The sequence below is a fragment of the Stenotrophomonas sp. FW305-C-20-S1 genome (genome assembly GCF_058783335.1).
The window spans coordinates 25,410-49,948 of the sequence record NZ_JBYTEK010000004.1 but is presented as its reverse complement, the minus strand read 5'-3'; the positions used below and the strand labels follow the sequence as shown (position 1 = coordinate 49,948).

The following is a 24,539-nucleotide window of genomic DNA, read 5'->3' as shown; positions in this document are numbered from 1 at the left end:
TCAATCCAGTGATTATCCGGATGCGGCGGGGGATGCCAAGCCGCGTGCAGGGTCAAGGCCCGGTTCCAGGCCGTGGCCGGCCCGTGCCAGGTAGCGTCCGGGCGGTAGCCCGAAGTGTCGCCGGAACACGGTGACGAAGGCGCTGGCGCTGCTGAAGCCAAGTGCGTGGGCGATGTCGGCCACGCTGCGGCCCTCGCTGAGCTGCCGCAGCGCCTCGGCCAGCCGCGCCTGCTGGCGCCATTGCGCGAAGCTGAGGGTGGTCTCGTCGCGGAAATGGCGGGTCAGGCTGCGCGGCGACAGGCCGGCCCAATGCGCCCACTGCGCCAGGCCGCGCTCGTCGGCCGGGTCGGCCAGCAGCTGCGAGGCGATCTTCAGCAGGCGCCGGTCGCGCGGCATCGGCAGGTGCATGCGCTGGCGCGGCGCGGCGCGTATCTCGTCCAGCAGCACGTTGATGATGTGCTGCCGTTCGCTGGTGCTTTCGTAGTCCTGCGGCCAGTCACAGATGCGTTCGGCCACTGCCTGCGCCAACCGCGAGATGCCCAGCACGCACGGGTCGGCGGGCAGTTCGGCGCACAGCGGTGCGGCCAGCACCATGCCCCAGCCGCGCAGGGGGCCATCGATGTGGACCGTATGCGGCTCGGCTGGCGGCATCCAGCCCGCCGAACCTGGCGCCAGCGACCAGGTGCCATGGGAGGTGCGGGTGGTCAGCAGGCCGCGTTCGACGCAGATCAGCTGCGCGCGGACGTGGTGATGCCAGTCCACTTCGCGGGCCAGCCCCTGCGGGCTGTCGAAGCGGAAGGCGATGACCGGTGGGCCGTCATTGCGCTCGAACCAGTCCAGTGCTTCTTCGCGCAGCAGGGTGGCAGGGCCGGGTTCGCCCGCCTTCACGTGGGCCGGGGGTGGCTTGAATGTGACATTCATTGGCTGGATTGTACTACCGGGCCAGTTGGGAGCGCCATTAAGGTGGCGCCTTCACCTGATCCAGCCCACTGCTGCAACACAGCATTTGATGCCAGATCGAATATTTCCATTGAGAAATATTTTTTTTGGAAGAGAATGCTCCCCCATGATCTGTCCTGCAACCACTCCCCCCAGCTTCGGCCTGCTGCTGCGCCAGGTGCGTGACGGCCTGGTCCGCCAGCTCGACGCGTCCATGGCCGAAGAAGACCTCGGCATCGGCTTCACCCACTACATCGGGCTGAAGGTGCTCTCGAACATGGCGCCGTGCACGGCCAACGAGCTGGCCCAGGCCATCGACCAGGTGCCCAGCGCGGTCACCCGCCTGCTGGACAAGCTGGAAGCGCTCGGTTGCGTGCGCCGTGAGCCGCATGCGCAGGACCGGCGTGCACTGCAGATCGTATTGACCGATGAAGGCCGCGCGCTGTGGGCGCGGTTGAAGCTGCGCGGCGACGCGGTGATGGATTACGCCCTGCGCGATCTGTCCGCCGACGAACGCACGCAGCTGCTGTCCCTCCTGACCCGAATCCGCGATTCCCTGACAACCCCATGAACCCGATCCCGCATCCCACTCTCCGCCGCTCCGGGCGCGCGCTGCTGCTGTCGGCGCTGGCCCTGGCGCTGGCCGCCTGCGCAAGCAGCCGTGGCCTTGACCCGCAGGGCCACGTGCTCGACGTGGACAGCCTGCACAGCGAACGTACCCTGGCCGACAGCGACCTGAGCGCAGCCGGTTTTCCTGCCCAGGACTGGTGGAAGGCACTGGGCGATGCGCAACTGGATGCGCTGATCGCCGAAGGCCTGGCCGGCCATCCGAGCCTGGACGCCGCCGACGCGCGCCTGCGCCAGGCACAGTCGCAGGTCGGCACCGCGCGCGCCGATCGCCTGCCCAGCCTCTCCGTGTCCGGTGGCTACACCGGCCTGCGCCTGCCCGAATCGATGGCTGGCGATGAAATCGGCGGCCACTACGCCGGCAGCAGCCAGATCGCGTTCGACTTCAGCTACGGCATCGACCTCTGGGGCGGCAAGCGCGCCGCCTGGGAGGCTGCCGTGGATGGCGCCCACGCCGCGACTGTCGAAGCCCAGGCCGCGCGCCTGAACCTGTCCACCGGCATCGCCCAGGCCTATACCGACCTGGCCTACGCCTGGCAGCTCAACGACGTGGCCGAAGAAGAACTGGCGCGCTCGCAGAAGTCGCTGCAGCTGACCCGGCAGCGTCGTAGTGCCGGCATCGACAGCGACCTGCAGGTGCGCCAGGCCGAAGCCCGCGTGCCGGCCGCACAGCAGCAGTTGCTGGCGGCGCAGCAGCGCATCGATGCCGGGCGCACGGCGCTGGCCGCGCTGGTCGGCAAGGGCCCGGACCGTGGCCTGTCGATCGAACGCCCGCGGGCGATGAACCCGCTGGCCCTGCAGCTGCCGGGCGTAGTGCCCAGTGAACTGCTCGGCCGTCGCCCCGACATCGTCGCCGCGCGCTGGCGGGTGGAAGCGGCCGACAAGCAGATCAAGGTCGCCAAGACCCGGTTCTACCCGAGCCTCAACCTGACCGCGCTGGCCGGCGTGGTCGCACCGAATGTCGGCGACCTGCTGCAGAGCAGTTCCAGCTTCGCCTACATCGGCCCGGCGCTGAGCCTGCCGATCTTCGAAGGCGGCAAGCTGCGGGCCAACCTGGCCAACACCGATGCGCAGTACGACCTGGCCGTGGCGAACTACAACCAGGCGGTGCTCGATGCACTGCGCGACGTGGCCGACCAGGTCAACGCGGTGCGCTCACTGGCGCAGCAGGCGCAGTCGCAGCAGCAGGCGGTGGATACCGCACGCGCTGCATTCGACCTGGCCCAGCAGCGCTATCGCGCTGGCATCGGCAGCTACCTGGACGTGTTGACCGCGCAGTCCACCCTGCTGCAGTCGCAGCAGCAGCTGGCCGGCCTGCAGTCGCAGCAGCTGCAGACCTCGGTGCGCCTGAGCAAGGCGCTCGGCGGTGGTTTCCAGCCCAGTGACGCTGATGCCGCACCGCTTGCTTCCCATTCCGATTCCTCGCATTCCTGAAGACCCCTGCCATGAGCCAGACCCAAGACACTGCGGCCCCCGCCGCCCCCAACCGCCGCGGCAAGCTGTTGCGCGGCCTGTTCGTGATCGTCGTGCTGCTGCTGGCGGCACTGGCGCTGTGGTACTTCATGTTCGGCCGTTGGTTCGAAGAGACCGACGACGCCTACGTGCAGGGCAACCAGGTGCAGATCACCCCGCTGGTGGCCGGTACCGTGGTCGCCATCAACGCCGATGACGGCATGCGCGTGGAGCGCGGCCAGCTGCTGGTGCAGCTGGACCCGGCCGATACCTCGGTGGCCCTGCAGCAGGCCGAAGCCAACCTGGCCAAGACCGTGCGCCAGACCCGCGGCCTGTACCGCAGCGTCGAAGGTGCGCAGGCGGACTTGAACGCACGCCAGGTGACCCTGAAGCGCGTGCGCGACGACTTCGCACGCCGCAAGGGCCTGGCCGCCACCGGCGCCATCTCCAACGAAGAACTGGCCCACGCCCGCGACGAGCTGGCAGCTGCCGAAGCGGCCGTGGCCGGTTCGCGCGAGACCGTCGAGCGCAACCGCGCACTGGTGGATGACACCGTGATCGCCACCCAGCCGGATGTGCAGGCTGCCGCCGCGCAGCTGCGCCAGGCCTTCCTCAACAATGCACGTTCGGGCATCGTCGCGCCGGTCACCGGCTATGTCGCCCGTCGTTCGGTGCAGGTCGGCCAGCGCGTGCAGCCGGGCAATGCGCTGATGGCGGTGGTGCCGACCGAGCAGATGTGGGTCGAAGCCAACTTCAAGGAAACCCAGCTGCGGCACATGCGCCTGGGCCAGGAAGTGGAGCTGAAGTCGGACCTGTATGCCGGCGACGTCAAGTACAAGGGCCGCATCGACAGCCTGGGCCTGGGCACCGGCTCGGCGTTCTCGCTGCTGCCGGCGCAGAACGCCAGCGGCAACTGGATCAAGATCGTGCAGCGCGTGCCGGTGCGCATCGCCATCGATGCCAAGCAGCTGGCCGAACACCCGCTGCGCATCGGCCTGTCGATGAAGGCCGAGGTGAGCCTGCGCGACCAGAAGGGCGAAGTGCTGCCGAGCGCAGCCGCCAAGGGCACGGTGTTTGACACCGACGTGTACGCCAAGCAGCTGCACGATGCCGATGAGGTGATCCACACGATCATCCAGGGCAACCTGCCGCAGCAGTCCAAGGCGAGCTGAGGTCGGCCATGTCCGCACAAGCTCCAGCTGCGCCCGGCTCTCCGGGCGCACCGGCGGCGCCGGGTGCGGCCGCCGGCTTCCTGCCACCCAGTGTGGCCCTGTGCACCGTGGGCCTGGCGATGGCCTCGTTCATGCAGGTGCTCGACACCACCATCGCCAACGTCTCGCTGCCGACCATCGCCGGTAATCTTGGCGCCAGTTCGCAGCAGGCGACGTGGGTCATCACCTCGTTCGCGGTCAGCACCGCGATCGCGCTGCCGCTGACCGGCTGGCTCAGCCGTCGCTTCGGCGAGCGCAAGCTGTTCGTGTGGGCCACGCTGGCCTTCGTGATCACCTCGCTGCTGTGCGGCCTGGCCCAGAGCATGGGCATGCTGGTGCTGTCGCGTGCGCTGCAGGGCTTCGTCGCCGGCCCGATGTACCCGATCACCCAGTCGCTGCTGGTCTCGATCTATCCACGGGAGAAACGCGGGCAGGCGCTGGCGCTGCTGGCGATGATCACCGTGGTGGCGCCGATCTGCGGGCCGATCCTCGGTGGCTGGATCACCGACAACTACAGCTGGGAATGGATCTTCCTGATCAACGTGCCGCTGGGCATCTTCGCTGCGCTGGTAGTGGGCAACCAGTTGAAGGGTCGCCCCGAGCACGTCGAGAAGCCGAAGATGGACTACGTCGGCCTGGTCACCCTGGTGATCGGCGTGGGCGCCTTGCAGCTGGTACTCGACCTGGGCAACGACGAAGACTGGTTCTCGTCGATGAAGATCGTGGTGCTGGCCTGCGTGGCCGTGGTGGCGCTGACCGTGTTCCTGATCTGGGAGCTGACCGACAAGGACCCGATCGTCGACCTGAAGCTGTTCCGGCACCGCAACTTCCGTGCCGGTACGCTGGCGATGGTGGTGGCCTACGCGGCGTTCTTCAGCGTGGCCCTGCTGATTCCGCAGTGGCTGCAGCGCGACATGGGTTACACCGCGATCTGGGCCGGCCTGGCGACGGCACCGATCGGTGTACTGCCGGTGATCATGACCCCGTTCGTGGGCAAGTACGCATCGCGTTTCGACATGCGCATGCTGGCCACCATCGCGTTCGTGGTGCTGTCGATGACCAGCTTCCTGCGTTCGGGTTTCAACCTGCAGGTGGACTTCCACCATGTGGCCGGCGTGCAGCTGATCATGGGCATCGGCGTGGCACTGTTCTTCATGCCGGTGCTGCAGATCCTGCTGTCGGACCTGGATGGTCGTGAGATCGCGGCCGGCTCGGGCCTGGCCACCTTCCTGCGTACGCTGGGCGGCAGCTTCGCGGCGTCGCTGACCACCTGGCTGTGGGCACGTCGCACGCAGGTGCATCACGCGGACCTGACCGAGCACATTTCGGCCTATCAGCCGGGCATGCAGGACCAGGTGGCGGCGATGGGGCAGGGCGACCTGCAACATGGCGCGGCGGTGCTGAACAACATGATCAACCACCAGGCATCGCAGATGGGCTTCAACGACATCTTCTTCCTGCTGGGCTGGATCTTCCTGGCGATCATCTCGTTCCTGTGGCTGGCCAAGCCGCCCTTCGGTGCGGGCGCGGGTGCCGCCGCCGGTGGCGGGCACTGATCGATCGCTGTTGCTGAAAAAAACAAAACCCCGCCGGAAGGCGGGGTTTTTGTTTGCAGTGCATGCATGCGAATTCCAGTAGATCCACGCCATGCGTGGATGGACGCCACAATCGCGTGATCCCGGCAAACGCCGGACATGAAAAAACCCGCTTGCGCGGGTTTGATCATTGTCTGAGTCATGGTGCCCAGGAGAGGACTCGAACCTCCACGAAGTTGCCCCCGCTAGCACCTGAAGCTAGTGCGTCTACCAATTCCGCCACCTGGGCGACTCAGGAGGAGAATTTTGCAGGAAGGCTGGATATGTGTCAACACCATTTCACACATTTTTTTCTGCACCGGCTTCCGCGTGCACATCCAGATGCAGCAGCAGGCTGCGCATCGGTGGCGAGAGCGATTTCCAGTCGGCGAATGCGGCGCACAGCCGGCGTTGTGCCCATGCGTTGCCGAGTGCAACGGCGACGATGCCGGTGGCCCGCCGATGTTGCCGCGCGATCGTGCGCGGCGCGATGCCCACGCCGATGCCATGGCCCACCATCGTGCACAGGCCTTCAAAGGTCTTCATGCGGATGCGCACGTCGAGCGTGCGTCCGGCCTCTGCCGCCAGTTCTTCGATATAGGTCTGCAGCGCATTGCCGTCGGCCAGGGCAACGAAGGTCTCGCCCAGCACATCGCTGAAGTCGAGCGAGCGCCGCGCGGCGAAGCGGTGGCCGGCCGGCAGCAGCATCATCAGCGGGTCTTCGGCAACGACATGGCGGTGCAGTCCATCGGCGGGAACGGCATCACTGATGATGCCGGCCTCTGCCTGGCCGGCACGGATCGCGCGCACGACTTCATTGCTGGTGCGTTCGTGCAGTTCCACGCGCAGGCGAGGGCGCTCTGCCAGCCATGGGGCCAGCCGCGCGGGCAGGTAGTTGGTCAATGCCGCGGTGTTGGCGTACAGGTGCAGCGTGCCGCGCGCACCGTGGGCGAACGCCTGCAGTTCGCCGCGCAGCTGCGCCTGCTGCTGCAGGATCAGCCGCGCGTGATGGGCCAGAGCGGCACCCGCTTCGGTGAGGCTGATGCCGCGCGGGTGACGGGTCAGCAGCGCCGTGCCAGCGTCGGTTTCGATGGCGCGCAGGCGTTCGCTGGCCGATCCCAGTGCCAGATTCGCCTCCACCGCACCGGCGGTGATGCTGCCGGCTTCGGCCACCGCCAGGAACAGGCGCAGATCGGCAATGTCCAAGCGCATGTCGTTTGCTCCGCTCGGCCCTGCCTTCGGCTGGTCCGAAGGCGCAGGCGGGAAGACCGCATTGTGCGCGCCTGCGGCGCCGGCTCCAATGGCGGCATGAACGAGACGACATACTTCTATGGATTGCTGGTGGCGGTGTTCGTGCTGGCTGGGGTGGTCAAGGGCGTGACCGGCATGGGCCTGCCGACGGTGGCGATGGGACTGCTGGGCGGCGCGTTGTCGCCGGTGGCGGCGGCCTCGATGCTGTTCATTCCCACCTTCGTCACCAATGCCTGGCAGTTGCTGTCCGGGCCATCACTGGGCCGCACCCTGCGGCGGCTGTGGCCGATGATGCTGGCCGTGGTGGTGGTGACGCTGGGCTCGGCCGCGCTGCTGGTACGGGTGGATCGTGATGCCTCGCGCGCCGCGTTGGGCGTGGCGCTGGTGGTGTATGCGCTGTACGCGCTGGTGGCGCCGGTGTTCCGCGTACCGCAACGGCGCGAGCGCTGGCTCGGGCCGCTGGTCGGGGCGGTGTCCGGCGTGGTCACCGGCGCCACCGGCGTGTTCGTCATGCCGGCGGTGCCGTACCTGCAGTCGCTGGGCCTGCAGCGCGAGGAGCTGGTGCAGGCGCTGGGCCTGGCATTCACCGTATCGACGATCTCGCTGACCACCGGGCTGGTGCTCAACGGTGCGTTTGGCGTGCAGCAGCTGGGATTGAGCGCGCTGGCGGTGCTGCCGGCGCTGCTGGGCATGTGGCTGGGGCAGTTGATCCGCCAGCGCATCAGTGCGCGCGTGTTCCGTGCCTGCTTCCTCGGCTTCCTGCTGTTGCTGGGCCTGGAGCTGATGCTGCGTTCGTGGTGGTGATGCCGACCGGACGCCAGACAAGAAAAAACCCGCTTTCGCGGGTGTTTTTCATTCTCGACATGGTGCCCAGGAGAGGACTCGAACCTCCACGAAGTTGCCCCCGCTAGCACCTGAAGCTAGTGCGTCTACCAATTCCGCCACCTGGGCGTCGAGGAGGAGAATTATGGGGTGCCGTGACGGGGGTGTCAACACCCTTCTGAAATTCCTGCGTCCAACGCGCTCAGTAGATCCACGCCATGCGTGGATGGATGCGGCAGCCGGATTACAGGCAAAAAAAATCCCCGCCGAAGCGAGGAGTTTTTTCGTTGGTGCCCAGAAGAGGACTCGAACCTCCACGGTTTTACCCGCTAGTACCTGAAACTAGTGCGTCTACCAATTCCGCCATCTGGGCGTTCCAGAGGCGCAATTGTGAAGATGAACACGCAGGCTGTCAACGATTTTGTGAACGTTTTTCACCCGATTGTTCAAAGACGGGCGCTGACCCGTTCTGCACGCCCACAGCGGCTACCATGGAGGGCGATGACTACCAAAAAACCAAGCAAGGGCGGGAGCAAGTCCCGCAGTGAAGCCCCCAACAAGGGCACCAAGCAGGGCACTGCCCGCAACAACAAGCCGGGCAAGCCGTTGCCGGGCTGGCTCCCCGCACTGGCCGAAGGCGGTGCACCGCCTCCGGGGCGTGGCCGCCGCAACGCCGAGCCGCCGGGCCCGGCAACGGGTCGCAAGCTGCCACCGGCGGGCAAGGTGATCGATGATCCCTACGCCTCCCGAGAAGCGGAAAAGTACGAACAACCCATTGCCAGCCGCGAGGCCATCCTGGCCCTGCTGGAACGCTGCGAAGGGCCGCAGACGGCTGAGGAACTCGGCGCGCGCCTGGGCCTGACCGCACCGGACCGTGCCGAAGCGCTTTCGCGCCGTCTTGGCGCCATGGTCCGCGACGGCCAGCTGGTGCAGAACCGCCGCGGCGGCTTCGCGCCCATCCAGACGTTGAACCTGGTCACCGGCGTGGTGATCGCCAATCCAGAAGGGTTCGGCTTCCTGCGCCCGGTCGAGGGCGGTGACGATCTGTTCCTGCCGCCCTATGAAATGCGCAAGGTGATGCACGGCGACAAGGTGCTGGCACGTGTCACCGGCATTGACCACCGCGGCCGTCGCGAAGGCAGCATCGCCCGCGTGCTCGAGCGCGGCATGACGCGCCTGATCGGCCGCTTCAGCGTCGAGATGGGCATCAATTACGTAGTGCCCGATGACAAGCGCATCCAGCGCAACGTGCAGGTACCGCCGGACCAGACCGGCGGCGCGAACGATGGCCAGCTGGTCGTCTGCGAACTGACCCAGGCGCCGGACAGCCGCCGTCCGCCGATCGGCCGCATCATCGCCGTGCTCGGCGACAAGCTGACTGCCTCGCTGGTGGTGGAAACCGCGATCCACGGCCACGAGCTGCCGTTCGAGTTCCCGCAGGAGGTGTTGGACGAAGCCGCCTCGGTACCGCTGGTGGTCGAGCCGGCGATGATCGGCGGCCGCGTCGACCTGCGCAGCACGCCGCTGGTGACCATCGATGGCGAGGACGCCAAGGACTTCGACGACGCGGTGTACTGCGAGCCGAACGCCGATGGCTTCCGCCTGGTGGTGGCCATTGCCGATGTCTCCAACTATGTCCGTCCCGGCACGCCGCTGGACGATGAAGCACAGAAGCGCGCCACCTCGGTGTACTTCCCGGGCTTCGTGGTGCCGATGCTGCCGGAAACGCTGTCCAACGGTATCTGCTCGCTGATGCCGAAGGTCGACCGCATGTGCTTCGTCTGCGACATGCAGATCGACCGCGAGGGTCAGGTGACCGGCTCGCGCTTCTACGAGGCGGTGATGAATTCGCATGCGCGCCTGACCTACACCCAGGTGTGGCAGGCGGTGGGCGAGGACGATGCCGGTGCCAAGGCCTTCATCGGTGACCTGTTGCCGCAGGTGCAGCGACTGCACCAGCTGTACAAGGTGCTGTCCAAGGCGCGCAGCAAGCGTGGCGCGATCGAGTTTGAAAGCAGTGAAGTCCGCTTCGTACTCGACAACCGCGGTGAAGTCACCCAGGCCGGCATGCTGGTGCGCAACGATGCGCACAAGCTGATCGAGGAATGCATGATCGCGGCCAACGTGGAGGCGGCCAAGTACCTGCTGTCGCGCCATGTGCCGGCGCCTTACCGCGTGCATGAGAAGCCGCCGGAGACCAAGTACGCCGATCTGCTGGAATTCCTCAAGGAGTTCAAGCTGAGCCTGCCGCCGTGGTCGAAGGTGCGCCCGGGTGATTACACCAAGCTGCTGAAGAAGATCCGCGACCGTCCCGATGCCACGCTGCTGGAATCGGTGCTGCTGCGCAGCCAGAGCCTGGCCGTGTACAGCCCCGACAACAACGGCCACTTCGGCCTGGCGCTGGAAGCGTATGCGCACTTCACCTCGCCGATCCGTCGTTACCCGGATCTGCTGGTGCACCGGGCGATCAAGCATGCGCTGTCGGGCAAGCCGCTGGACAAGTTCACCTACACCGCCCGCGAGATGGCAGCACTGGCACTGCAGTGTTCCGAGCGTGAGCGTCGCGCCGATGAGGCCGAACGCGAAGTGGATGAGCGTTACCGCGCGGCGTGGATGGAAAAACACGTCGGTGGCCAGTTCGACGGCGTGATCAGCGGCGTGACCAGCTTCGGCCTGTTCGTGGAGTTGGCCGACTCGAAGGTGCAGGGCCTGGTGCACGTGACCCAGTTGCCGCAGGACTATTACAAGTTCGACGCGACCCGCAAGACGCTGACCGGTGAGCGCCGCGGCAGCAGTTACCGGCTGGGAGACCAGGTGCGCATCCTGGTGCTGAAGGCCAGCATGGAAGAACGCAAGATCGACTTCCGCCTGGTCGAGCACAAGGGCGAGGAAGAGGAAGCAGGCCCGGCCCCGCTGCCCGAGCGCGGCAAGCCGGCCAAGCGCACGAAGAAGAAGTACTGAACGGTGTGCCGACCAACGGTCGGCACCTGCCACGCCGGCGCCGCCCATCCCGGTAGGCGCCGGTCCCGGGCGGCACGTCCCCATCGGTAGGTGTCGATCTTGCTCGACACGCTCCCCATCGGTAGGTGTCGACCTTGGTCGACACGAGGTTCCGGAGGAATGCAGCAATGCAGGGCCAACCCGAATACAGCGGCGGCTGCCAGTGCGGCGCGATCCGCTTCCAGGCGCGGGGCGAGCTGACCGACAGCTCGATCTGCCACTGCCGGATGTGCCAGAAAGCCTTCGGCGCCTACTACGCGCCACTGGTGTCGGTGCGCGGTGTGCAGTTCAGCTGGACCCGTGGCCAACCGCGCTATTTCCAGTCGTCCAACGTAGTGCGGCGCGGCTTCTGCGCCGATTGCGGCACGCCATTGACCTATGAGGCCCCCGATGGCGTGGCGGTGGCCGCCGGTGCGTTCGACCAGCCTGAACGACTGCCGCCAACCCTTCAGTACGGCGTCGAGCGCAAGCTGCCCTTCGTCGATGGGCTGGGCCGGCTGCCGGCACGCCGTACGGAACAGGACATGGCCGCGCTGGAATTCCTGGCCACGGTCGTTTCCCACCAGCATCCCGACCACGACACCCCGCACTGGCCGCCGCGCACGCGCGGGTAGCGCCGGGCCTTGCCCGGCGGGGGCGACGGACAACGGTTGCCGGGCATGTCCCGGCGCTACCGGCCAGCCGCCGCAGCGCCGCGTCCGCCGATGCTCTACCATAGCCACCCCCTTTCCGGTCCTGCCCGCATGAGCAAGAACAGCCAGTGGATCGTCGGCGTCAACGCCGTCGCCTCCTCCATCGAGAACGACGCTGAGAACGTCCGCGAAGTGCTGGTCGAGGCCGGTGCGAAGAACCCGCGCCTGGTCGAAATCGAGGAAAACGCCCGCCGCAAGGGCATCGACGTGCGCAAGGTCAACAGCCAGGCGCTGGACGGCGTGGGCGGTTCGGTGCGCCACCAGGGCGTGGCCGCACGCTATGCCGCCGCCCGCACCTACAACGAGAACGAGCTGGAAGGCCTGGTCACGGCTGCGGAAGGCAAGGCCCTGCTGCTGGTGCTGGACGAGGTGCAGGACCCGCACAATCTCGGCGCCTGCCTGCGCTCGGCCGCCGCTGCCGGCGCCACCGCCGTGATCATTCCCAAGGACAAGTCGGCCACGGTCAACGCCACCGTGCGCAAGACCTCGGCCGGCGCTGCCGACCTTATTCCGGTGGTGGCGGTGACCAACCTGTCGCGCTGCCTGAAGGACCTGCAGAAGCAGGGCGTGTGGATCTACGGCCTGGCCGGTGAGGCGACTGCGTCGCTGTACCAGCTGGACCTGAAGGGCAACATCGCCCTGGTGCTGGGCGGCGAAGCCGACGGCCTGCGCCGACTGACCCGCGAAAACTGCGATGGCCTGGTCAAGATTCCGATGCCGGGCGAGATCGAGAGCCTGAACGTCTCGGTTGCTGCCGGCGTCAGCCTGTTCGAGGCCGTGCGCCAGCGCGGTTGATCGGCAGCTGCGGAGACCCGATCGGGGTCAGAACCCTTTCCCACGGGAAAGGGATCTGACCCTTTTTTCTGATCTGCCGTGTCGACCAAGGTCGACACCTACCGGGCAGGCGGTAGTCGCCAACCTTGGTTGGCGCTCCGGATGCCTTACCCCGCGCTGCCTCCCAGCGCCTTGAACAGCGTCACGTCGTTGTTCAACTGGCTCTGCCGTACCCGTGCCAGTGACAGTTCCGCGTCGCGCCGGGTCTGCTGTGCTTCCAGCCAGGTGCGCAGATCGGTGGCGCCCACGCGATAGCGCACTTCCTGCGCACGTTCCACTTCCACCGCTTCATCGTAGGACGCCTGCGACGCGGTTACCTGGCGCAGCAGCTGCTCGCGTGCGGACAAGGCGTTGTCCACCTCCGACAGCGCGGTGTACAGCGTCTTGCGGAAGTTGGTGGCGGCGATCTGGTAGTTGGTGCCGGCCACGTCCGTATCCAGCTGCGCGCGCTGCAGGTTGAGGAAGGGCAGCGACAGCCCGGCTCCCAGCGTCGCCACCGGATTGCGCAGCACATCGCCCAGCGAGGTGGCGCTGGAACCCAGGCTGCCGGTAAGACTCAGTGCCGGGTAGTACTGGGTGGCGGTCACCCGGATCGTCTTCAGGCTGTTGCGCAGCCGCAGTTCGGCCGCGCGCAGGTCGGGCCGGCGCCCGAGCAGGTCGGCGGGCAGGCCTTCGGCAATGCTCGGGCTCTGCGCCTCCAGCAGGTTCTGCGGTTCGTCGTGCTGCGGCCACGGCGTGCCATCCAGCAGCACGGTCAGCGCGTTGCGCACCTCCACCCGCTGTTGTTCCAGCGCGCTCTGCGCCGAACGCTGCGACTGCAGGTTCTGCAGGGCCTGGCGTACTTCCAGGCGCGAAACCGCACCGGCATCGAACCGCGCCTGTACCAGTTCGTGCGTGCGCTGCAGCCGCTCAAGGTTGGCCTGGCCGGTGGCGATGGACTGGTTGAGGTAGGCCAGTGCCCAGTACTGGTTGATGACATCGCCGATCACCAGCAGGGCGGTGTTCTGCCGGTCCTCTTCGCTGGCGTTGGCCTCCCAGCGGGCGATGTCGCGCTGGGTGCGCAGGCGGCCCCACAGATCGATCTCCCACCCCAGCGACACGCCGGTGGAATAGCTGCGGCGCCAGTCGTCGGCCTGGTCGGTGGCGCGGCTGCCGCTGCCGCTCACGCCCGACGACGAAGGCTGCGGCCACAGCGCGTTGCTGGCCAGCCCGGCCTGCAGGCGTGCACGCTGCACCGCCAGGCCGGCCGCACCGAGGTCGCTGTTGGCGGCAAGCGCCTGCGCGACGAGGCGGTCGAGGCGCTCGTCGCCGAAGCCGGTCCACCAGTTGTCCTGGCGGACGTCACGGGCCGGGCTGTCCAGGCCGCTGCGCGGGTCGTCGGCCGGTGCGTTGAGGGTCGCATCGCCACGACCATAGGTGGCGGCAACGCTGGGGTCTTCGACCGGATAGCGGCCCACGGAAGCGCAGGCGGAGAGTGCAAGCAGCACGGCGCCGGACAGCAGCAGGCGCGAAAGAGCGGGGAAGGGCAGTCGGGTCATCATCTTCATTCGCGGGCCAGGGCCTCCACCGGGTCGAGCTGGGCGGCACTGCGTGCCGGCAGGAAGCCGAACGCCACGCCGATCAGGGTCGAGCAGGCGAAGGCGGCAATGATGGAAGCGGTGGAGAACAGCACCTGGAAATCACTGGCGAAACGGCCGATCAACACGCCCATCAGCAGTGCCAGGCCGATGCCGAGCAATCCGCCGAGCAGGCATACCAGCACCGCTTCGATCAGGAACTGCTGGCGGATGTCGCTCTGCCGCGCCCCCACCGCCATGCGCACGCCGATCTCGCGGGTGCGCTCGGTCACCGAGACCAGCATGATGTTCATCACGCCGATGCCACCGACCAGCAGCGCGATGGCGGCAATGGCGCCGATCAGCAGGGTCATCGTGCGCGTGGTCTGTTCGATGGTGTCGCGGATCTCGGCGCTGTTGCTGAGGAAGAAGTCCTCGGTGCCGTGGCGCATGGTCAGCAGCCGGGTGATCGCTTCCTGCGCCGCATCCATCGGCGTTTCATCGTTCACCCGCACGGTGATGCTGGAAACGTGGCTCTGCCCGAGCATGCGCGACATCACCGTGGTGTAAGGCACGAACACGCTCAGGCTGGTGCTGCCGCCGAAACCGAAGCTCTGCTTCTTGGCCACGCCGACCACGCGCACCGGCACGTTGCCAAGCAGGATCACCTGGCCGATCGGGTCGCTGTCGGGGAAGAACTGGGTCCGGGTGTTCTCATCGATCACCGCCACCTGGCCCAGCCCTTTCACCGCGTCGGTGTCGAAGAAGCTGCCGCTGAGCAGGCTCACGCCCTTCACCCGGAAGTACTGCTCGCCGACGCCGCTGATCTGCGCGGTGGCCGACTGGTTGCGGTAGCGCGCGGTGACCGAACTGGACACGCTGGGGGTGGCGCTGTCGACGTAGCTCTGCCGTGACAGGGCATCGGCATCGCTGGCCTTGAGGGTCTGCACCCGCGCCGAACGCATGTCGCCGAAGCCGCGACCGGGGTAGACGTCGATGGTGTTGGTACCCAGCGCGCTGATGTTCTGCAGGATCTGCTGCTGCGAACCGTTGCCCAGTGCCACCACCGAGACCACCGAAGCGATGCCGATGATGATGCCGAGCATGGTCAGGAAGGTACGCAGGCGATGGGCGTTCATCGCCAGCAGGGCCATCCGGAACGCTTCGGTGAAGCGGTCGCGGGCGGCCTGCCAGCTGCTGCCATGGGCCACGCCAGCGCTCGGCTCGCGTTGCGCACGGTAGCTGGGGGCGGCCGGATTGGCACGGTCGGCGATGATCTCGCCGTCGCGGATCTCGATGATGCGCTGTGCGTGCTCGGCCACGCTCATGTCGTGGGTGACGATGATGATGGTGTGTCCTTCGGCATGCAGTTCGCCGAGGATGGCCATCACCTCTTCGCCGGATTTCGTGTCCAGGGCGCCGGTCGGTTCGTCGGCCAGGATCACCTCGCCACCGTTCATCAACGCGCGCGCGATCGACACGCGCTGCTGCTGGCCACCGGACAGCTGCCCGGGTTTGTGGTGCATGCGGTCGGCCAGGCCCAGCCGCTGCAGCAGCTGTTCGGCACGGGCGGTGCGCACCGGGCCGGGGCTGCCGGCATACACCGCCGGCACGGCCACATTGCCGCGTGCGTCGAGATCACCCAGCAGGTGGTAGCGCTGGAAGATGAAACCGAAGTGCTCGCGGCGCAGCTCGGCCAGCTCGTCGGGCGCCATTTTCCCGGTCTCGCGGCCCGCCACCTGGTAGCTGCCACGGGTCGGGCGGTCCAGGCAGCCGAGGATGTTCATCAACGTGGACTTGCCCGACCCGGATTGGCCGACGATCGCCACCATCTCCCCGGCATGGATGTCCAGGTTGACGTCGCGCAGCACGGCGATGACATCTTCACCGGCCGGGAATTCGCGTCGAAGGTCGCGCAGGCGCAGCAGTGGCGCCGTCATGCTCATCGGCGCCCCATGCCCGGGCCGCCGACCCGCATCTGCATGCCGCCACGGTTGCCGCCGCCAGCGGCTGCCGCAGCGCCGCCTTCGCCGACCACCACGCGCTCGCCTTCCTTCAGGCCGGACAGGACCTCGACGTTGGCGCCGTTGTTGATGCCGACCTTGATCTTGCGCGGCTGCGGCTGGCCCTTGTCATCGACCACCCGCACGATGCGCTCGCCATCGCGCGACTTCGGTCCCAGTGCCACGGCCGGCACCATCAGCACGCCCTTGGCCTGCTTGAGCAGCACCGATACCTGTGCGGTCATATCGATGCGCAGGGTGCCATCGGGGTTTTCGACGTCGAACAACGCGTTGTAGTAAACCGCGCTGCTGGAGCTGGAACTGGACGAGCTGCTGGAACTGGACGAGCTTTCGTTGGCGATCGACGCCGGTGCCGGATTGATCTGCCGCAGCGTGGCGTGGTACTTGCGGTCCGGGTCACCCAGCGTGGTGAAGTACACCGGCATGCCGGCCTTGATCTTGACCACGTCGGCCTCGGACACCTCGGCATTGACAGTCACTACGTCCAGCCGTGCCAGCATCACGATGGTCGGCGCGGTCTGGTTGGCGTTCACCGTGCGGCCTTCCTCGGCCACCACCGCCACCACGGTGCCGTCCATCGGCGCGACAATGCGGGTATAGGCCAGGTTGGCACGGGCAGTGCCCAGCTCGGTTTCGCGGCCCTTGATCTGCGCCTCGTAGGACTGCAGCTGCGCACGCGCAGTCTTCAGCTGGGCCTCGGCGGCGTCGTATTCCTGACGCGAGGTGGCTTCGGCAGCCAGCATCTGCTGCTGGCGTGCGAACTCCAGTTCGGCCTGGCGCAGGGTGGCCTGCTGCACTGCGCGCTGCGCGGTCACCTGGTCCAGCGAGGCCTGCGCGTTGAGCACCTGGTTCTGCTGGGTGGTGGCGTCGATCTCGGCGATCAGGTCGCCTTCCTTCACCGTATCGCCCAGCTGCACCTTCAGCGACTTGATCTGGCCAGAGGCCTGCGCGCCGACGCTGACCAGCTTGTAGGCGTCGATCACGCCGGTAGCTTCCACCGTCTGCTCGATGTCGCCGCGGCTGACCGGGGTGGTCGCCAGCGCCGGTGCGGCAGGCTTGCGCAGCAGCCACCAAGCGGATACAGCGGCGATCAGGACAATCAGGGCGATCAACATCAGGCGACCCTTGCGGGTCGCGGGCAACAGGCGGGAGATCACGTGGCGGCTTCACTCTGGGGGCCGCAGCGGCGGCGTTGGTGGGCATTGTGAAGATCGAGCGACGCTGTGCTCAATCCTCGGGGTGTGTCTCTATGTAACACTGTCTGCGAGACTGCGTATCGGCAGGTATCCCGCACTGCAGGGGATACAGTGGTACGCATTGGCCTGGATGCGGTTCAGCTGCCGACACGGGATGATTCGCGACATGGAGACTGAAAACCCGATGCACCGTTTGCTGATCGTCGATGACGACAACGATATCCGCACCCTGCTGGCCGAGCAGCTCGGCCGTGCTGGCTACCAGGTCAGCACCGCCGCCGATGGCACCAGCATGCGCCAGCTGCTGGAACGCGAACACGTGGACCTGATCGTGCTCGACCTCAACCTGCCGCGCGAGGATGGCCTGACCCTGTGTCGCGACCTTCGCGCGCGCTCGAACACGCCGGTGATCATGCTCACCGCGCGCGCCGAGCCGATCGACCGCGTACTCGGCCTGGAAATGGGCGCCGACGACTACCTGGCCAAGCCGTTCGAGCCGCGTGAACTGCTGGCGCGCATCCGCAACGTGCTGCGCCGTACCGAAGCGCTGCCGGCCAACCTGGAACCGTTGGCGGTGCGCCGTGCGCGTTTCTCACGCTGGATCTTCGACCTGGAGCATCGCCACCTGGTCGATCCGGACGGGCGCGTGGTGGTGCTGTCCGGCGCCGAATTCCGCCTGCTGCGGGTGTTCATCGCCCATGCCAACAAGGTGCTCTCGCGCGAGCAGCTGGTGGCCCTCAGCAGCGGCCGCAACTACGAAGCGCAGGACCGGGCGATCGACCTGCAGGTCAGCCGGCTGCGCAACAAGCTGGCCGATGATGGTGGCCCCGATGGCCTGATCAAGACCGTGCGCAACGAAGGCTATGTGCTGGCCTCGGCCGTCAACCTGGAATAAGCCGCGATGAAGCGCCTGCGCCACTTCCTGTCCTCGATGGTCGGACGGCTGTTCGTGATCCTGCTGCTGGGCATGAGCGTGGCCGCGATCGGCGCGACCATGCTGGCCAGTTCCAAGCGGCAGCAGGAATTCGAGCGGCAGAACCTGAACCGCATCGCCGACCGCCTGCAGGGCTACATCAACCTGCTCGACGGCAACCCGGAGCTGCGCGAGCGCCTGCTGGAGATCGGTGGCCCCAGCGTGCGGGCACTGCAGCCCGGTGCGCGCATCGGGCGGGCCGACAAGGCGCTGATGGAAGTACTGGAGGACCGCCCGGGCCCGGTGTCGCGGGCGCATGTGCACTTCGCCTCGTTCCGTTCGTGCATTCCCAAGCTGCAGGACCTGCTGCCGCCACCGCCGCCGGGCCACCGCAAGCCGCCACACGAACGCGATCCCACCTTCATCCCGCCCAAGTGCCGGGCGGTGGACGTGGTGCTCAACGACGGCACGTTGCTGAAGCTCGCCCTGGATTCGCCAGCGATCGCGCACAACGGCATCCTCGCCGTGGACCCGCTGTTCCTGACCCTGCTGGTGCTGGCCATCGCCGTGCTGGCCTACGTGGTTGCACGCATGGCCAGTGCGCCGCTGCAGGAGCTGGCGGCCGCCGCCGAGGACCTGGGCGATGACCTGCAGCGGGCACCCTTGCCGCTGCGCGGGCCGCGTGAAGTGCAGCGCGCCGCCGAAGCCTTCAATGCCATGCAGCATCGGCTGCAGCGCCACCTGGCCGAACGTACGCAGATGCTGGCGGCGATCACCCACGACCTGCAGACGCCGCTGACCCGGCTGCGCCTGCGCCTGGAAAACGTGACCGACGAGACGCTGCGCGAGCGCCTGATCGGCGACCTGGCTGCGATGCAGGCACTGGTACGCGAGGGGCTGGAACTGGCCCGGAGTGCGGAGAGTGCCGAACAGCGCGCCGCGCTGGACCTGGATTCGCTGCTGGAGAGCATCGTCGAGGACACTGCCGAGGACGGCGCCGACGTCGTCTTTGAAGGCCGCAGCGGCGCGGTGCTGATGCTGCGCCCGCTGGCGATGCATCGCTTGTTCTCCAACCTGGTGGACAACGCGGTGATGTATGCGCAACGCGCCCGGGTACGTGTCGAGCGCGGCGAGGGCACGATCACGGTGGTCATCGCCGATGATGGCCCCGGGCTGGCCGATGACCAGCTGGAAGCGGTGTTCGACCCGTTCGTGCGCGTGGAGACATCCCGTTCGCGCGAGACCGGCGGTGCCGGCCTGGGCCTGACCATCGCCCGGGCGCTGGCCGAGAAGGACGGGGGCCGACTGTGGTTGCGCAACCGCCCCGAAGGTGGGCTGGAAGCGGTGGTGCAGTGGTCGACCAGCGCCGAGGCGCGGTAGCGGCATCGATCCCGGACCCGGCCCGGTTGCGCCGGGCTGCCCGGGCGCGGTGACGCCGGTGACAGGGTTTGCCCTATCATCTGCGTACTTCCCCATTCTTCGTCCGATGAGCCTGCCTGTTCCTGCCGGCATGCCGCCCTGCGCGGTGCGGCTGTCCCTGTTCGCGTCTGCTGCCGCCACCGGCATCCGCAGCTGGCCGCCGCCGCTGCGCTGATGGGCGGACAGGGGGCGGGCAGGCGCCGGGCGGGGCGCCACGCGGAGAACATCAGTCGCCTGCTGCGGGTGGGTGTGCTGTGGCTGTTGCTGGCGATTGCCACGCCACTGGCCGCGCAGAGTGGCGCGCCGCCGTTGCGCGACTACGCCATCGACGTGTGGACCTCGCGCAATGGTCTGCCGCACAACTCGCTGCGCGACATCGCGCAGACCCCGGAAGGCCACCTGTGGTTCGCCACCTGGGAAGGCCTGGTGCGCTACAACGGCCTGGATTTCACCGTGTTCGACCGCAGCACCCGGCCGGGGCTGCGCGACAACGGCATCGGCGCGCTGCTGGTCGACCCGCAGGGCGGTCTGTGGATCAGCGATTCGCGCGGCAATGTCAGCCACCGCGGCAGCGACGGCCAGTGGCGGGTCTGGGAACATCAACCGGATACGCCGCAGGTGCTGATCCAGTCCATGCAGATGGACAGCCAAGGGCGCCTGTGGCTGTTGTACGAGGGCAAGGGCATCGGCTATCTGACCCCGGACAAGGGCATCGTCTACCAGCGCCCGCCGCCGGACCTGCCGTTGGCGATGAGTTTCACCAAGATGGCGGTCGACGCGCAGGACCGGGTCTGGATCGGCACCCTCGACGGCCTGGTGCTGCGCGACACTGCCGGCGTGCTGCAGCGCGCGCCAGCAGCGTGGGGCGTGGACAAGGGCCTGTCGTGGCCCTATCGCGCACCCGATGGCACGCTGTGGATCGTCGCGGGCGAGCGCCTGTACCGGGTGGAGGATGATCGCCTGGTGCTGGTGCACCGGCTGCCTGGCCAGCTGCATTTGACCGCCATGCTGCAGGACCGCCATGGCGACCTGTGGCTGGGCACCGAGAACCAGGGCCTGCTGCGCATCTCGGCACATGGCCTGGAGCGCCTGCCGGCGGGCCTGAACCTGCCCGGCGGGCGCGTGGTCAGCCTGCGTGAAGACGCCGAGGGCAGCATCTGGGTGGGTGCCAATGGCGGCCTGTACCGCCTGCGCGAAACCCTGTTCAGCAGTTACACCGAACGCGATGGCCTCAGCGGCGACTACGTGCGCACGGTGCTCGAAGACCGTGACCGTCACCTGTGGGTGGGCAGCGCCAGCGGCCTGGACCTGCAGACCGCCGATGGTCGATTCCGTGCGATACCGCTGCACAACCGCGGTGGCAAGGCGCCTTCGGTGCTGAGCCTGGCGCAGGATGCCGGCGGCGATCTGTGGGTGGGCACCTTCGGCGACGGCATCTACCGCTTGCACGCCGATGGACGGCTTCGCCACAACTACGCGGCGGCCGATGGCCTGCCTGGCGGCAACATCCGTGCGATCAGCATCGCGCCTGACGGCGTGGTCTGGGCGGGGACGCAGAAGGGCGTGGTCCGCATCGAGGGTGACCAGGTAACCGTGCCCACCGTTGCTGGCATGCCGGGAGGCCTGACCACCGCGCTGGAACACGATCACCAGGGAAATCTGTGGATCGGCACCATTGAAGGCGTCCGCGTGCTGCGCGGTGACCAGGTGCAGTCGATCGACCTGGCGCCGCTGGGCGGTGGCCGCAGCGTGTTCGGCTTCCACCAGATCGGCGATGCGATGTGGATCAGCAGTGACCGTGGGCTGTACCGCTGGCAGGCGGGGACGCTGGCACGGGTGGGCCTGGAGCAGGGCATGCCGGTGGACGCGGTGTTCCAGCTGGTGCCCGACCGACTGGGCAACGTGTGGATCAGCAGCAACCGTGGAGTACTGCGCACCGACATGGCCACGCTCAACGCCGTGGCCGACGGACGCGCGCCGCGGGTCACGGTGGAGCGTTACAACGAGATCGACGGCATGGCCAATGCGCAGGCCAACGGCAGCTCCGGTCCCTCGGCGATCCTGCGCCAGGACGGCACCTTCTGGGTGGTGACCGCCGGCGGCTTGAGCACGGTCGATCCGCAGCGGCTGCAGCGTTTCCGTGAACGCCCGGCACCGCCTGCGGCAATCGAGAACGTACAGGTCGACGGTGCGCCGGTGCACTGGGAAGGCCCCGAGCGCAACCTGATTCCCGGTGGGCGACGGCTTGCGGTGAGCTACGTGGGCCTGAGCTACCTGATGTCCGACCGCATCCGCTACCGCACACGGCTGGAGGGGCTGGACAACGGCTGGGTGGAACGTGGCCCGCAGCGCAGCGTGGAATTCGTCGGCCTGCCGCCGGGTGATTACACGCTGCACGTGGCCGCCGCGCACCCGGGTGGCAGTTGGGGGCATCAGGAAGCAGTGTGGAGCTTTACTGTCGAGCCGTTCTGGTGGCAGCGGCACAGCGTGCAGGCGCTGATCGGGCTGGTGCTGCTGTCCGCGCTGGTGGCGCTGTACCGCTTCCTGCTGCAGCAGTACAAGGCCAGCAACCTGCGCCTGGCACGGCGCGTGGACGAGGCCACCTTCGACCTGCAGGCGCAGACCGTGCACCTGCAGGCGCTGAACCAGGAGAAGACCGAGCTGGCCGAGCGTCTGGCGCGGCAGGCCGAGGCGTTCGAACGGCAGGCCCGCGAAGACGCGCTGACCCGGCTGGCCAACCGTCGCGGCTTCGACGAGGCGCTGGCCCGCGACTTCGCCCGCGCCCAGCGCAGCGGCCATCCGCTGTGCCTGGTGGTGCTGGACATCGACCACTTCAAGGACGTCAACGACCAGCACAGCCACAGCATCGGTGATGCGGTACTGGTGGAAGTGGCCCAGGTGATCGCCGCCGCCAGCCGTGATTCGGACCTGCCGGCACGCACCGGCGGCGAAGAATTCGCGCTGCTGCTCAATGACACCCGGCTGGAGGAGGCGGCGCAGCTGTGCGCGCGCCTGCGTGGCTTGTTCCATGACCATCCGGACTGGGCCGGCATCCCCGGCCTGCGGGTGACCTTCAGCGCCGGCCTGGTGGAACTGGACGGCGACGACCGCACCCCGGCACTGCTGTACCAGCGCGCCGACCGCGCGTTGTACCGTGCGAAGAGTGACGGCAGGGATCGCACGAGCATCGGTTGATCCAATGCAAAGCATCCACGCATGGCGTGGATCTACTGGCATTGCCGTACCAACAGTCGGCACCCATCGAGCGCAGCGACCCGCTGTTGCTCCCGCTTTTCTGATCTTCCCGTGGCGCCCGGGAAACTGTCAAAGGCCGGGCAGGGTGGGTTCGCGGGGGTATCCGCGCCATGGATGGCGCGGCTAAGCCCCCAAGGATGGGTTTACGGCGTCCCCCGCGAATCCATCCTGCCCGGCCTCACCCGCAATGCCGATTCGCCACGAGGGGCTTCGCCGTTGGCTGCTTCACCGCGGCCAGGCGTTGGCGATCGTGCAGAACAACCGCGCCGTCTGCTCGGTGTCATACACCGCGCTGTGCGCCTCGTTGGCATCCCAGCCCAGCCCGGCCGCCGTGGCCGCGCGTGCCAGCACCGTCTGGCCATAGGCAATGCCCGCCAGGGTGACCGTGTCGAACACGCTGAAGGGGTGGAACGGGTTGCGCTTGTGCCCGGTACGGGCCACCGCGGCGTTGACGAAGCCGAGATCGAAATGCGCGTTGTGGCCGACCAGGATCGCGCGCTGGCAGCCGTACTTCTTCATCGCTGCACGCACCGGAGTGAAGACGTGGTCCAACGCCGCCTTCTCTTCCTTGGCCAGCCGGAACGGGTGGTCGAGGATGATGCCGGTCACTTCCAGCGACTTCGGGTCGATCTCCAGTCCCTCGGCCGGCACCACGTGGGCGCTGGCGGTCTGGCCGGGGTAGAGCAGGCCGTTCTCGTCCATCTCGATCGGCACGGCGGCGATTTCCAGCAGCGCGTTGCGCTGGCTGTCGAAGCCGCCGGTTTCAACATCCACCACCACCGGCAGGAAGCCGCGGAAGCGTTGTGACATCGCGCGCTGCGCCTGGGGTACGTCGGAAACAGGGAGGGCGGCAGGTGCGGAAGTGGGGTCGGTCATGTACGGATTCTAGCAGAGCGACCCTGAGCGCCCGGGATCGCGGTAGGTGCCAGCCTTGGTTGGTACCCTGCGCGCCGACCAAGGTCGGCATCTACCGGACCGCGCGACGTGCACCGACTAGGGCGCTGGGATCCTGGTAGGTGCCAACCTTGGTTGGCACCCTGCGCGCCGACCAAGGTCGGCGTCTACCGGACGGCGCGACGTGCGCCGACCAGGGTCGGCATCTACCGTACCGCGCGACGTGCGCCGACCAAGGTCGGCATCTACCGGACCGCGCGACGTGCGCCGACCAGGGCGCCCGGGATCCTGGTAGGTGCCAACCTTGGTTGGCACCCTGCGCGCCGACCAAGGACGGCGTCTACCGGAGCGCAGGCCGCGCCGTGGGGCCCGACGGATACCAGCGCGCCAGCACCGCATCCACGCTCAGGCGCCCAGCACCGGTGAACAGCAGCGGCAACAGCATCGCCATGAACAGCACCGGCAGTTTGAAGTTGCCAAAGCCCTGATCGCTGATCGCATAGCCCATCGCCAGATCGCCCAGCGAGCTCCATTCGGCCGGCCAGTGCACCGCGTACGTTGCCACAGCCGTCAGCACCAGCAGGCTGGCGGCCGCAACGCGGGTGCCGAAGCCCAACAGCAGGCACGCTGCGCCCACCAGTTCGAACCAGGTGGCCAATTGCCAGTTCAGCGCAGCGGGCAGCTGGTCGAACGGAAACGGGAAAGCATCCTGCAGATCGGCGAACCAGTTCTGCCCGTGCAGCTTCTCGCGCCCGGATTCGAAGAATTCCCAGGCAAGCAGCAGGCGCAGGCCAAGCGGGGCCAACCACGGGGCGAAACGGTCCAGCTGGCCGCGTGCGGCGGCCAGGGTCGGGGTCTTCATCGGTGTATCTCCTGGAAG

Annotated in this window: 18 protein-coding genes and 3 tRNA genes; 11 read left to right on the top strand and 10 right to left on the bottom strand. The window is 67.6% G+C overall.

Going from position 1 to position 24,539, the window contains the following annotated elements; genetic code table 11:
* Positions 1 to 12 precede the first annotated feature (12 nt).
* Positions 13 to 921 (bottom strand): AraC family transcriptional regulator, encoded by a 909-nt coding sequence (locus AC3WTC_RS04095; RefSeq protein WP_032975809.1) that lies wholly within the window; start codon positions 919 to 921, stop codon positions 13 to 15.
* A 145-nt stretch (positions 922 to 1,066) separates the two neighbouring features.
* Here AC3WTC_RS04095 and emrR point away from each other — a divergent pair, with 145 nt between their 5' ends.
* The 4 genes from emrR to emrB are packed head-to-tail and all read left to right on the top strand — an operon-like array spanning position 1,067 to position 5,785.
* Positions 1,067 to 1,510: a multidrug efflux system transcriptional regulator EmrR gene (emrR, locus tag AC3WTC_RS04090; protein WP_025877626.1), complete on the top strand. Its 444-nt coding sequence runs from the start codon at positions 1,067 to 1,069 to the stop codon at positions 1,508 to 1,510.
* Positions 1,507 to 3,000, top strand: a complete 1,494-nt coding sequence (gene emrC / locus AC3WTC_RS04085; RefSeq protein ID WP_025877625.1) for a multidrug efflux transporter outer membrane subunit EmrC — start codon at positions 1,507 to 1,509, stop codon at positions 2,998 to 3,000. Before emrR ends, emrC begins: the two co-directional genes overlap by 4 nt.
* An 11-nt stretch (positions 3,001 to 3,011) precedes the next feature.
* Positions 3,012 to 4,190 (top strand): multidrug efflux MFS transporter periplasmic adaptor subunit EmrA, encoded by a 1,179-nt coding sequence (gene emrA, locus AC3WTC_RS04080; RefSeq protein WP_025877623.1) that lies wholly within the window; start codon positions 3,012 to 3,014, stop codon positions 4,188 to 4,190.
* An 8-nt stretch (positions 4,191 to 4,198) separates the two neighbouring features.
* Positions 4,199 to 5,785: a multidrug efflux MFS transporter permease subunit EmrB gene (emrB, locus tag AC3WTC_RS04075; protein ID WP_025877622.1), complete on the top strand. Its 1,587-nt coding sequence runs from the start codon at positions 4,199 to 4,201 to the stop codon at positions 5,783 to 5,785.
* A 181-nt stretch (positions 5,786 to 5,966) separates the two neighbouring features.
* On the opposite strand, the gene AC3WTC_RS04070 is transcribed toward emrB, so the two are convergent.
* Both AC3WTC_RS04070 and AC3WTC_RS04065 read right to left on the bottom strand, forming a co-directional pair.
* A tRNA-Leu gene (locus AC3WTC_RS04070) sits at positions 5,967 to 6,053 on the bottom strand.
* Between the two features lie 50 nt (positions 6,054 to 6,103).
* The gene (locus AC3WTC_RS04065; RefSeq protein WP_033830728.1) at positions 6,104 to 7,015 is read right to left on the bottom strand and encodes a LysR family transcriptional regulator; all 912 of its coding nucleotides are present in this window, start codon (positions 7,013 to 7,015) and stop codon (positions 6,104 to 6,106) included.
* Positions 7,016 to 7,111: 96 nt separating this feature from the next.
* Here AC3WTC_RS04065 and AC3WTC_RS04060 point away from each other — a divergent pair, with 96 nt between their 5' ends.
* On the top strand, positions 7,112 to 7,858 hold the full coding sequence (locus tag AC3WTC_RS04060) for a sulfite exporter TauE/SafE family protein (RefSeq protein ID WP_492710691.1): 747 nt from the start codon (positions 7,112 to 7,114) through the stop codon (positions 7,856 to 7,858).
* 60 nt (positions 7,859 to 7,918) lie between these two features.
* On the opposite strand, the gene AC3WTC_RS04055 is transcribed toward AC3WTC_RS04060, so the two are convergent.
* Positions 7,919 to 8,005: transfer RNA gene (locus AC3WTC_RS04055), tRNA-Leu, on the bottom strand.
* A 159-nt stretch (positions 8,006 to 8,164) separates the two neighbouring features.
* Positions 8,165 to 8,249: transfer RNA gene (locus AC3WTC_RS04050), tRNA-Leu, on the bottom strand.
* Between the two features lie 128 nt (positions 8,250 to 8,377).
* On the opposite strand from AC3WTC_RS04050, the gene rnr reads away from it, so the two are divergent.
* From rnr to rlmB, 3 genes are all read left to right on the top strand, one after another.
* Entirely contained in the window at positions 8,378 to 10,837 is a 2,460-nt protein-coding gene (gene rnr, locus AC3WTC_RS04045; protein WP_279208500.1) for a ribonuclease R, read from the top strand.
* A gap of 167 nt (positions 10,838 to 11,004) precedes the next feature.
* Positions 11,005 to 11,490, top strand: a complete 486-nt coding sequence (locus tag AC3WTC_RS04040) for a GFA family protein (RefSeq protein WP_025875409.1) — start codon at positions 11,005 to 11,007, stop codon at positions 11,488 to 11,490.
* A 129-nt stretch (positions 11,491 to 11,619) separates the two neighbouring features.
* Complete coding sequence (rlmB, locus tag AC3WTC_RS04035) at positions 11,620 to 12,363, top strand: 23S rRNA (guanosine(2251)-2'-O)-methyltransferase RlmB (protein WP_025875407.1); 744 nt, start codon at positions 11,620 to 11,622, stop codon at positions 12,361 to 12,363.
* 146 nt (positions 12,364 to 12,509) lie between these two features.
* Here the strand turns inward: rlmB and AC3WTC_RS04030 are convergent, their stop codons facing one another.
* From AC3WTC_RS04030 to AC3WTC_RS04020, 3 genes are read right to left on the bottom strand one after another with little or no spacing between them, the layout of a single operon-like run.
* Positions 12,510 to 13,949 (bottom strand): efflux transporter outer membrane subunit, encoded by a 1,440-nt coding sequence (locus AC3WTC_RS04030; protein WP_492710689.1) that lies wholly within the window; start codon positions 13,947 to 13,949, stop codon positions 12,510 to 12,512.
* On the bottom strand, positions 13,946 to 15,904 hold the full coding sequence (locus AC3WTC_RS04025) for a MacB family efflux pump subunit (protein ID WP_032975817.1): 1,959 nt from the start codon (positions 15,902 to 15,904) through the stop codon (positions 13,946 to 13,948). Before AC3WTC_RS04025 ends, AC3WTC_RS04030 begins: the two co-directional genes overlap by 4 nt.
* Positions 15,901 to 17,139 (bottom strand): efflux RND transporter periplasmic adaptor subunit, encoded by a 1,239-nt coding sequence (locus AC3WTC_RS04020; protein WP_025875401.1) that lies wholly within the window; start codon positions 17,137 to 17,139, stop codon positions 15,901 to 15,903. Before AC3WTC_RS04020 ends, AC3WTC_RS04025 begins: the two co-directional genes overlap by 4 nt.
* A 205-nt stretch (positions 17,140 to 17,344) precedes the next feature.
* Between AC3WTC_RS04020 and AC3WTC_RS04015 the strand changes: the two genes are divergently transcribed.
* The 3 genes from AC3WTC_RS04015 (at position 17,345) to AC3WTC_RS04005 (ending at position 22,705) form a co-directional block, all read left to right on the top strand.
* On the top strand, positions 17,345 to 18,073 hold the full coding sequence (locus tag AC3WTC_RS04015) for a response regulator (protein WP_025875399.1): 729 nt from the start codon (positions 17,345 to 17,347) through the stop codon (positions 18,071 to 18,073).
* 6 nt (positions 18,074 to 18,079) lie between these two features.
* On the top strand, positions 18,080 to 19,471 hold the full coding sequence (locus AC3WTC_RS04010; RefSeq protein ID WP_025875397.1) for an ATP-binding protein: 1,392 nt from the start codon (positions 18,080 to 18,082) through the stop codon (positions 19,469 to 19,471).
* A gap of 213 nt (positions 19,472 to 19,684) precedes the next feature.
* Positions 19,685 to 22,705, top strand: a complete 3,021-nt coding sequence (locus tag AC3WTC_RS04005; protein ID WP_492710687.1) for a two-component regulator propeller domain-containing protein — start codon at positions 19,685 to 19,687, stop codon at positions 22,703 to 22,705.
* Between the two features lie 285 nt (positions 22,706 to 22,990).
* On the opposite strand, the gene rnt is transcribed toward AC3WTC_RS04005, so the two are convergent.
* A complete protein-coding gene (gene rnt / locus AC3WTC_RS04000) occupies positions 22,991 to 23,575 on the bottom strand; it encodes a ribonuclease T (RefSeq protein ID WP_032951815.1) in 585 nt (194 codons plus the stop codon).
* Between the two features lie 424 nt (positions 23,576 to 23,999).
* The gene (locus tag AC3WTC_RS03995) at positions 24,000 to 24,521 is read right to left on the bottom strand and encodes an HvfX family Cu-binding RiPP maturation protein (RefSeq protein WP_059063625.1); all 522 of its coding nucleotides are present in this window, start codon (positions 24,519 to 24,521) and stop codon (positions 24,000 to 24,002) included.
* Positions 24,522 to 24,539 lie beyond the last annotated feature (18 nt).